This is a genomic window from Eubacterium sp. AF15-50, from assembly GCF_934835595.1.
Taxonomy (GTDB): domain Bacteria; phylum Bacillota; class Clostridia; order Lachnospirales; family Lachnospiraceae; genus Eubacterium_G; species Eubacterium_G segne.
Map to the genome: position 1 here is coordinate 1 of NZ_CAKVZL010000114.1, position 5,622 is coordinate 5,622.

A 5,622-nucleotide genomic window follows, 5' to 3' on the forward strand; every position below is an offset into this window, starting at 1 on the left:
GTCTTTAACCTTAACAATAGCAACTGAATAAGCTGCTGTTATCAATGGTTCTGATACAACAATTGATTCGATTCCATCATTTGTTTTTAATCCAGTATAACTAGTAACTTCATCAATATTCTTTATATCTACTTTCATAGTTTCAAGTTCGGGTAAAACATTTTTGTTATTTTTATTTATAGTATTAATAACGTCATTAATGTCATTAATGGCTTTTGGTGTTTCAACATTACCTTTGTTACCACTACCTGATACTAGTATGAATATTATAAATGAGATAGCTGCTAATAATATCAAACCTATTATAAAAAATTTTTTTTGTTTCATTTCTTTTTTCTCCTGTTATCAAAATTCTATCACATTTTTACTAGAATTTCCAGAAAAAATATTAGGTTTTACAAATATAGAATCTGTACTTAAATACATTTTTGAGTTAGCTGTAGAAGAGAAGATGATTTTGGTATTGGATGAGTATCCATATATAAGGGAATCAGTTAGTGGTATGGACAGTATATTGCAGGCATTAATTGACAAGTATAGAGATAAATCTAAATTATCGCTGATAATATTAGGTTCGTATGTTGATGTAATGAGGTCACTTTTAGAACATTCAAATCCTTTATATGGACGAGTTGATTTGACAATTAACTTGCGACAGATGGATTACTATGAGTCTTCATTGTTTTATCCTAAATATTCAGAAGAGGATAGAGTAAGAATTTATTCTGTGTTTGGAGGTATACCATATTATAACAGATTAGTGGACGATTCTAAGAGTGTAAAAGAGAACATTATTGAACTTATTGCTTCGCCGGGAGCAAGATTGGAAAATGAAGTATCAATGTATTTAAATTCTGAAATTTCAAAAATAGTAAATGTAAATGAAGTTTTTGAAGCGTTAGCAAAAGGGTATCACAAATATAGTGACATATTATCACAATCTCATGTCTCTAGCGGACCAACGCTCGTGGACGTGCTTGACAAATTAATGAAGATGGAAGTGGTTATAAAAACAAGTCCAATAAATGATAAAAACAATAAAAGAAAGACAGGATATTATATTTCTGATAATCTTTCGTTATTTTATTACAAATATATCTTTAAATACTCATCTCAGATGAATATTATGGATTCCAATGTATTTTATAAAAAATATATAGAAAAAGATTTTGAAGAACAGTATGTTCCCCATATGTTTGAGTCGATATGTCGCCAGTATCTGATTAGAAAAAACAGAAAGGGAGAAATTGAGCCGGTTATTGAGAAGATAGGAAAATATTACTATGACAATCCTAAAGAACATAACAATGGTGAATTTGATGTTGTAACTGAAGATGAAAAAGGATATGTTTTTTATGAAGTTAAATTCAAAAATAAACCAATTACAGATGAAATAATAGATAAGGAAATAAAGCAGGTAGAGGCTACGGGATTAAATTGCTACAAATATGTATTTATTTCTAAATCCGGATTTAAAAACAAAAATAGAAGCAATGTAGAGTTGATAGAATTAAAGGAGTTATATTAAGTCTGTTGCACAGAAACATATTTAAGTGGTGTAAATGTTCCAAATGTACAATTGGATGATATTCAGGCAATTTTGAATATGCGAGATGCATGGAAAATTTTTTTAATACAGTAAATGAAGAAGTTAAAGCAATTTTTGTATGACAATGCAATTTTGGGTTTAACTGTTTAAATATATTAAGCATAAACTACCTGCTTTCTGGTGCGAAGGTTGGTAGTTTTTTTATTAAAAAAATATATATGAACACGGTATTGCATCGAAAATATTACGGCTAAAACGTAAAAAAGAATAAAATTATCAGACATTATATAGTATAATTGTATCATCATAATAGCAAGCGGAAAATTGGAAGGAAGGAACGGATGAAAAAAACGCTAAAGTTACTAATGTTAATTGGAGTAATTGCGCTGGGAATTAATTTTACGGAGGTAAAAGCGGAGACAACAACAGTTGATGTAACAACAGCACATCAGGAAGCAATTACGACACCGGAAACAAAGGCACAGATATTTGTTGTGGAAAAGGTGAAACCTGATGTAGTAATTTGTTATCATCAGGCAGGTGAAGTTATGTACCATCGAAAGCATACAAAACTTAGTAATATGCTTTATTCCATGACAAAATATACCCACATAATAAGTTGTGAGACGCAGTATGGAACATTCAGTGATTATCTGGATGATAGAAATATATTAAACTGCACATTGGAAACAGGTCCAATGCCTGCACCTGTAAAAAATAGTGAATTTAAAAAAATATACAGAACAAATAAAAACGTATTGATAGCAGTGGCAAAAATGTATTCATAAAGTAAACAATAACTTTTAAGGTTAAGAAGTTATAAGCAAAAAGTCAGATGTTCAGACAACGACCTGTTATTATGAAGTTTAGCCCTTTCAAGATGGAAAAAGAAATAGTGATATAAGATGAAAAATGCATATAAATTTTAAAAACAAGCATCTTGTACTATATTTAAGTTTGTTTTATAACTGATAATAGAGTTGCTTTTTTTGAAAAATGTTAATAGTTCTTTAGAGGAGAGATATTTATGAGTAAAGCATTAAAAAAAATAGTATGTGTAATTGTATGTTTGTCAATGGCATTTGGAGGGATATCAGTGCCAAATTTATTTACAGTAAAAGGAGAACAGACAAAATATATGGGAAGTGGAAGTATTGCAGAAGGATTGCCAAAGGCGTTGCAAAGTGATGCATCAAAACTGCCATCTAAAAGTAATAGCAATGTAACAAGATTTACAACAGATAATTATGATAATAACAATGGAGCTTTTGATACAAATAACTGGGGAACATCTGCAATGTGGAATTTTAATGGAAATAATAAGTATTCTGGTAGCATGTATACTTATCCATTGGCATTTAAAGCTGCGAAAGATGGTATGTGGATATCAAAGCCAAGTACAAGAATTGGTTCTACATATTGCGTTATGACTCTTACTACAAATGGAGATTATACAGATTTTTCCGTAAGACCGGACTTTTCCACGGAAAATGCAAAGGTAGATAAAATATCTGATTGGACATATGATGTGGTTTTGGAAAACAAAAATGATAACAGTCAATATCTGAAAACAACAATTGTACAGGGAAGTCCCTTTGGATTTTTTACATTAAAGAACAGCAAAAAGCTGACAGTTGCAAAATACAGAAAAGATGTTGATTCAAAGATTATTTATTATGATGGTACAACTCTTAAAAAATCGTCATATGTAGTTCTAAAAGTATATGATGACATTGATGAAAAAAACGGCTATCCAAAATATGATTATTATGGAATATATCTGCCTAAGGGAACAACACTGACACAGACAGACAATAGTTCAAGTAGTGTTGGAAATATTAATATAGAATTTTCATCAGAGCAGAAAGCATATTTTTCAATGGCATGGCTTACAGAGTCAGATGGAAGTGATGCAGAAGCATTGGCAATTGCAAAGGAATATAAAGCATATGCTTACAATTTTATAACAGATACAAAAGCTGAATACACATATAATCAGCAGGTTTCAACTGTGTCTACAAAATACATTTATACAGTTGATAAAAAAAGCGAAAGCACAGTTGATGGAACAATAATGGGCATAATGCCACATCAGTACAAAAATATAAAGACAAATATTTCATACATGAAAAATACAGCAAGAACCTTAAGAGGAACAGTAAAGTTTGTAAAGGGTTCATCATTTACAACAGAACTTAAATATTCAGGTGTACTTCCTTTTGTAACAGGAGTAGCAGACAATGACAAAAGCAAGTTAAAAGAATATGTAAATGAATACATGACATCAAAAATGCCGATAAATGGTAATTATGAATTATGCGTAGATGAAACTAATGGAGACCCATATGCGTATGGAAAGCAATTAAATCGTGCATCAAATATGTTGGCAGCAGCAGAGGATGTAAATGATACAGAAAGCAGTGAACGCATTTTAAGGGCAATGGAAAAATCTTTGGAAGACTGGTTTACATACTCAGGCGATGGAGATGGAAAGTATTTTGCCTATGATGATGGCATAGGTTCTTTGTTTAGTTTCCCATCATCTTATAATTCCATTGACCAGATGAACGATCATCATTTTCATTATGGATATTTTATTGCAGCAGCAGCACAGGTGGGATTAAGAGATAAACAGTGGCTTAAAAAATATGCACCTGTTATAGAAGAATTAATTGACGATATAGCATGTACAAAGCAAAACAGCAAGGATTCAAGATATCCATATATGAGAAACTTTTCGCCTTTTGAGGGCCACTCATGGGCATCAGGATTTGAAGATCCTGAAAGTGGAAACAATCAGGAGTCAACATCTGAGGCAATGAATGCCTGGTATGGAGTGATTTTATACGGAATGGCAAGTGACAATGAGAAAATAAAAGATTTGGGAATCTATTTATATACAACAGAATTGTCTGCCATCAATTCATATTGGTTTGATATTGATCAGGATGTGCTGGATAGCAAGTATGTAAAACAGGGAACAAATCAGATAAAAAACAACATGGCCTCTCTCGTATGGAGTGGAAAATATGACTATGCAACATGGTTTTCAGCAGATCCTGCCATGGTTCAGGGAATTCAGCTTTTGCCTATAACAGCAGGTTCATATTATCTTGCCACAAACAAGGAATACATAAAGAACAGTATAGAAACGCTGAAAAATAAAGGCAATTCAAAATCATGGAACGATATATGGAGTGAGTATCTGGCTATGGCTGATCCTGACGGAGGATTTGACAGATGGGGTGGATCAACACCGGAAAATGGTGAGACAAATGCACATATTTATCAATTTATAAAATCATTGCAAAAGGCAGGAACACCTGAGACAGGCATTACTTCAAATACAGAGTTAAGTATGGTGTTTAAAGATTCAAATGGCGAGAAAACTTACGCAGTGTATAATGCAGACAGTAAAATAAAAACAGTACAGTTTTCTGATGGAGCAAAATTTAGCGCAGCACCAAACCAGATGACTATAAGAACAGAAAGCCAGATGAAGGGACAGGAATACTATGTAGAGTATTATGTGCAAAATGTAAGTGGTCAGTATGACTTGGAAGGAACTGACATACAGTATGGTAAAAATAATGAAAAAGTGCAGATAACACCAACAGAGAAAAAAGGTTATATTATAAATAAGGAAAAGAGTGTGTTGGAAGGAACCATAAAATCTGGAGGAACACATTTGAAAATATATTATGACAGAGGAAAATATAATATAACTTATCAGTTAAATGGTGGCACATGTAACAACATGGTAAATTCATATGTGTATGGTGAAACCATAGACCTGCCAACACCACGAAAAGAAAACAGTGTGTTTAGGGGGTGGTACACAGATGCATCATATTCAAACAAAATAGAAAAAATAGACAGTGATGTATATGGAAACATAACATTGTATGCATGTTGGGCATCAGCCGGGGACTGTTATATCAATGACAATCTTTATATGACAATGAATGGATATAAGGCAACATTTGTAGCGTTAAATGACAGTGCTTCCAACATAATAGTTTTATATCACATATATGATACTATAGAGGAGGCAACGGAAGCCTATAATAATG

General features: G+C 32.1%; 4 protein-coding genes. 3 read left to right on the forward strand and 1 reads right to left on the reverse strand.

Annotated elements, in window-relative coordinates; translation table 11 throughout:
- Positions 1–327 (reverse strand): hypothetical protein (locus Q5O73_RS09830; RefSeq protein ID WP_302669595.1); only part of this gene is annotated, 327 nt, incomplete at its 3' end.
- 124 nt (positions 328–451) lie between these two features.
- Between Q5O73_RS09830 and Q5O73_RS09835 the strand changes: the two genes are divergently transcribed.
- From Q5O73_RS09835 to Q5O73_RS09845, 3 genes are all read left to right on the forward strand, one after another.
- Positions 452–1,528 (forward strand): DUF234 domain-containing protein, encoded by a 1,077-nt coding sequence (locus Q5O73_RS09835; RefSeq protein ID WP_302628719.1) that lies wholly within the window; start codon positions 452–454, stop codon positions 1,526–1,528.
- 362 nt (positions 1,529–1,890) lie between these two features.
- On the forward strand, positions 1,891–2,337 hold the full coding sequence (locus tag Q5O73_RS09840; RefSeq protein ID WP_302669596.1) for a hypothetical protein: 447 nt from the start codon (positions 1,891–1,893) through the stop codon (positions 2,335–2,337).
- Between the two features lie 239 nt (positions 2,338–2,576).
- The coding region (locus tag Q5O73_RS09845; protein WP_302669597.1) for a glycosyl hydrolase at positions 2,577–5,622 on the forward strand (3,046 nt) is incomplete at its 3' end.